We start from the raw sequence: 5,048 nt of genomic DNA, 5'->3' as shown, positions 1-5,048 counted from the left end.
CCCCGCGAGCCGCCTGCCCGCCGCGCCGTTGCTGGAGGCGTTGGAGAAGCGCGCGGCCGAGGCGGGCGTGCCGCTCGGCGAGCTGCCGTCGTCGGCGTGGGGCCGCGCGCGTGTGGCGCGGTTGGCGCGGATGGTCGAGCGGGACGGGGAGGCGCACTGTGTCCCGGTGCGGGACGCCGAGCGTCTGGCGGCCGCCGTGCCCGGCGTGCGCTTGGAGGACGTGTTCGGGGCGGAGGAGCTGCGCGTCGCGCGGGTGCACCGGGGCGAGACCGTCCGCGTCGGGGACCGCGGGTTCGACCTCACTCTGGATCTGCCGAAGTCGGCGAGCGTGGTCTGGGGCCTCGCCGACGAGGCGACGGCGGGCGAGCTGCGCGATGCGTGGCGGGCGTCGGTGATGGAGACGCTGGCCGATGTCGAGCGGTGGTGCGCGTACGGGATGCGCGGCCAGCACGGCGACGGCCGCACTGCCCGCCGGGTCGAGACGTCGGGCCTGCTGGGTTGGGTGATGTGGCACGACGAGGCCCGTCCCGTCGACGGGCAGGCGCCTGACCCGCACCTGCACGCCCACGCCGTCATCGCTCACATGGTCCGCGGCGAGGACGGCCGCTGGTCGACGCCGGGCAACGGCGGCCGCGAGTTCCACCGTCACGTCGAGCTGGCGGGCGCGACCGCGCAGGCGCGGTTCCGCGCGAAGACGACGTCGCTGGGATACGTGTGGGAGCGCGGTGAGGGGCGGGTGTGGGAGCTGGCGGGCGTCCCGCCGCGCGTCCGCGCCCTGTACTCCAAGCGGCAGGCCCAGACCCACGGAGTGCTGCGGCGTCTGGGGATCGACCCGGCCGAGGCGACGTCGGCGGCCGGGAAGGCGGCGGCCGCGTTGTCGCGCGAGGGCAAGCACACCGCCGGAACCGGCGCGGCGGGTTCGGCGGCTGCGGGCGGGGCGGACGGTGACCTGCGGGGATCGTGGCGGGCGCAGGCCGAGGGGGCGGGCCTGGACGCCGCCGCGATCGTGGCGGCCGCGCGGGGACGCGGGCCGGACGGACCGTCCGCGACCCCGCGCGGCCCAGGCGGACCGTCCCCGACGCCCGCCGCGCCGTCCGTGCGGGAGCTGGCCGACGCGCTGTTCGGCGGCGAGGGCAGCCTGACCGCGCACACCAAGGTGGTCACCCGGCCGCGGCTGGTCGCGGCGGTGCTGGACGAGCTGCCCGCCGGAACCGTTGACGTCGCCGAGGCCGAGGAGCTGGCGGACGCCGTGGTGGCGCTTCCGGACGGGCCGGTCGTGCCGCTCCCGGCGGCCGGGGGGCGGGAGCGGGGACCGGCGTACCAGACGCATCCGCAGCGGTACACCAGCCGCGACATCGTCGCCGCCGAGCGGGCGGTGCTGGCCCTGACCGAGGCGGGCCTGGACGGCGGCCGAGCCGTAGTTCCGCCCGGTGGCGTCGCCGCCGCCCTCGAACGCTGCGAACAACGCTGGGGGTTCCGGCTCAGCGGTGAGCAGCAGGGCGCGGTCGAGCGGCTGACCGGCGGCGGGCACGGCGTCGACGCCGTGGTCGGCGTCGCGGGCAGCGGGAAGACGACGCTGCTGGCGGCGGCGCGCGAGGCGTGGGCGGGTGCGGGGCTGGTCGTGCGGGGCGCGGCGACGGCGGCCGTCGCGGCGCAGCAGCTCGCGGCCGAGACCGCGATCCCCGCCCACACCATCGCCGGACTCCTGCACGCCCTGGACCACGGCGAGGGCCTGGCGGGCGTCGACGTCCTGGTCGTGGACGAGGCTGCGATGGTCGACGACCGCGACCTCGCGCGTCTCCTGGCGGCCGCGAACGCCGCCGGGACCAAAACGGTGCTGGTGGGGGACCCGCTGCAGCTCCGCGCGATCGGCGTCGGCGGCGCGTTCGCCGCCGCCCACGAACTCGTCGGCGGGCTGACGCTGACGGAGAACCGCCGCCAGCGCGACCCGGTCGAGCGCGCCGCGCTGGAGATGTGGCGGGAGGGCCGCCGCGACGAGGCGCTACGCCAGTGGGCGTCGGCCGGGCGCGTCCACGCCGAGGACGACCGCGACGACGCCCTGGCCGCGCTGCTGCGCGACTGGACCCTGGCCCGCCTGGACGCCGCGCCCGCCACCGTCCACGACGAGCTCCGCGAGGTCCTGGTCCTGGCGGGCACGCGCGCCGACGTCGACACCCTGAACCGGGGCGCGCGGGCGATCCGCCGCGCCCTCGGCGAGATCACCGGCCCGGACCGGCACTACCGGCTCGCCGGAGGCGGCACCCTCGCCCTCGCCGTCGGGGACCACGTCCGCGTCCACCGCAACGACTACCGCACCCGGAAGAGGAATGCGCCCGCCGATGCCGTCGACGTGCTGAACGGGTACCGGGGCGTGGTGGTCGCGTTCGACGGGACGCATCCGGTGGTGGAGTGGCAGCGGCCCGGCGGCCGTACCCAGTCCGCGGTGATCGGCCGCGCCGCCATCGCCCGCGGCGACCTGGCCTACGGCACCGCGATGACCGTCGCCGCCGCCCAGGGCCAGACCGGCGCGCGGACGCTGGTGTACGGGATGGGCCTGGACCCCCACGCCCTCTACCCCGCCATGAGCCGCGACCGCCACCGCGTCGACCTCTACCTCCCCCGCGCCCTGCTGGAGACCGACGCCGACCGCGCCGCCCACGGCGACCCGCACGGCCCGGCCGACGAACTGACGCGCGCCCTCGCCGCCTACGCCCGCACCCTCACCGGAGGCCCCGACCGCCTCATCACCCCCGAACTCGACACCCCGCAGCCCGCGGCCGCGGCCGTCGTCCCCGAACAACGCCGGGCCGACATCGAGCGCCAGGAGCAGCCCCAGCCCGACCGCGAACAGCGCCGCCAGGACGAGCGCCAGCACGAGGCGCGACGGGCGCGCCGGACCGAGCCGCCGGTGCCGGGCTGGCGCGAGCGACCCTACGGCGCCGTATCCGACGTCCGGCTCCGCGAGCTGCTGGACGGCTACCAGCGGCAGGCCGCCCAGCACGCGCGCCTGCAGGCCGAGACCGACCGCCTGCAGGACCAGGCGCAGCGCGGGGACGGCCCCGCCGCCGCCGCGCTGCGGCAGCGCCGCGCAGCCCTGGAGACCGCCGCGCCGATCGAGGCCGAGATGGCCCGGCTCGCCGACCTCGTCCACGCGGCCCGCGCCACCGCCGCCGACGCCTGGTCCCGCGCCAGGGACCTGGACCGCGAGGCCGCCCGGCATCCGGTCGCGCTCCGGCTCGCCGGGACCTCCCGCCGCGCGGTGCGGGCGCAGCGGGACCAGGCGCAGGAGGAGATCCGCGCCGCCGACCGCGCCGCCGACGACGCCCTGCGGCAGACCGACGCCCTGGCCCGCGACGCCGCCCGCGCCTACCCCGCCACCCGGCACACCCCCTGGACCCCGGGCGCGGCCACCCGCGACCTGCGCGACCTGGCTGAGCACTGGACCGAGCACTGGACTGACGCGATCGTCTCCGACGTCCGCACCGCCGCCGACCGCGCCGCCGAAACGCTGCTCCCCCCGTACCTGTCCGGCGGCCACACCCGCGCCACCTACGCCCGCGACCTCGCCCGCGCCCCCGAACGGCTCCGCCAGGTCGAAGGCGAGATCAGCACCCGCCGCCGACTGCCCCGCACCACCGCGCTCACCGAGGACCGCGAACGCCGCACCGCCGAACGCGCCGCCGCCCGCCAGGCCGCCGAACAAGCCGCAGCCAAACACGCCGCCAACCCCACCTACGACCCCGGCCTCGCCGCCCCACCCACCACCCCCGACCGCAACGGCCCCACCCTCGGCCGCTGAACCCTCACCGCGTCCGGGGCACGGCCGCGTGAGCCTGCCACACCGGCCCCGCGCCCGCTCGTCCCTCGCGACCACGCGCCCGGCGCGGCCAACGGCCCACGCCCGCGCCCCGAACGCTCCGGCTACTCCTCCCAGGGAGACCGGCGCCCCAGTTCCTCCCACCAGCCGTCGAGCTGGTGGATCGGCTGGCGGTTGTCGCTTTCGAGGCGGACGTCCTCGACCCCGGCAGCCTGCGCGGTCGCGACGGCCGCATGCGCCAGCCGCGCGTACTGCTCCTCGGTGACGCCGTCGCCGAGCCTCACCCTGAACCACCGATCAGCCATGCCGCACAGCCCCTCGCTCGTCGCTCGCTGTCCAGCGCCATCATTTCCTCCGTCGATAGCTGTCGCCGGCTTGATCGCGATAACGCGAACACCCCGGCCGCAGTGCGGTCGGGGCGTTCGTGGATGCTCGGTTCAGCGTCCGGTTTGGCGCTGCCACGTGGGGCGCACGTAACTGGCGGCGCTTGTTCGGTTACGGGGCGATCAATCTTCGTGTATAGCCGCGCGATACGAGCCGGTCGTAGGCCTGGCGGACGCCGTCGGGCATTGGTTGGGGGATCGCGAAGCCGCGTTGCGCGTACACCTCGATGCGCTGGGTGTCGCCGACGAGCATGTTGATAACTCGTTCCGAATCTCCAATCGACGCTACGTAGTCGTCGAGCGTGAGAGGGATGGACCCGCAGATCACGTCAATCTCAGGCCAGACCTTCCGGCACGTCGCGTACGCGCGACGCTGCTGGTACGGGCGACTGATCAGCATCACCGACTGGGGCGTCTGGCCATGCGCGGCGAGGAGTTCGCGGGTCAGAGAGATGTTCTCGGCGGTGTTCGTTGCGGCCGACTCGATGAGGATCGCGCTGTCAGGGACGCCCAGTTCCAAGGCGTGCTCGCGGTAGTGCACCGCTTCGCCGCGTGGGAATCGCGCCACGGTGGTGGGGGCGTTCGCACCGGTGAACACGATGAGCGGGGCGATGCTCTGTCGCCACATCTGCGCGGCGTATGTCGCGACGCTGAGGTCGTGGGAGCCGAGTCCGATGATGACGTCGACAGGCCGGATCTGATGGCCCATCTGGTGGTATGCCCACAGGGTTGCGACGTCATCGCGCACGCTCGCGGGCAGTACGTCCGAGGGCATGTTGGAGCTGGCGGGGGCGGCCCAATGATGTGCTTCGGCGAGATGTGCCGCTGCCGCGACCGGCTCGGGGACG

3 protein-coding genes are annotated in these 5,048 nt (G+C 75.9%); 1 reads left to right on the top strand and 2 read right to left on the bottom strand.

Going from position 1 to position 5,048, the window contains the following annotated elements; genetic code table 11:
• On the top strand, window positions 1-3,799 hold a 3,799-nt coding region (gene mobF / locus G339_RS36070), incomplete at its 5' end, for a MobF family relaxase (protein WP_019635114.1).
• A 122-nt stretch (window positions 3,800-3,921) separates the two neighbouring features.
• On the opposite strand, the gene G339_RS0131870 is transcribed toward mobF, so the two are convergent.
• Together G339_RS0131870 and G339_RS0131865 are read right to left on the bottom strand one after the other, a co-directional pair.
• A complete protein-coding gene (locus tag G339_RS0131870) occupies window positions 3,922-4,122 on the bottom strand; it encodes a hypothetical protein (protein WP_019635113.1) in 201 nt (66 codons plus the stop codon).
• Between the two features lie 190 nt (window positions 4,123-4,312).
• A partial coding sequence (locus tag G339_RS0131865) for an ElyC/SanA/YdcF family protein (RefSeq protein WP_019635112.1) occupies window positions 4,313-5,048 on the bottom strand: 736 nt, incomplete at its 5' end.

Source organism: Actinomadura atramentaria DSM 43919, from assembly GCF_000381885.1.
GTDB lineage: Bacteria > Actinomycetota > Actinomycetes > Streptosporangiales > Streptosporangiaceae > Spirillospora > Spirillospora atramentaria.
This window is presented reverse-complemented; position numbering and strand designations above follow the sequence as displayed.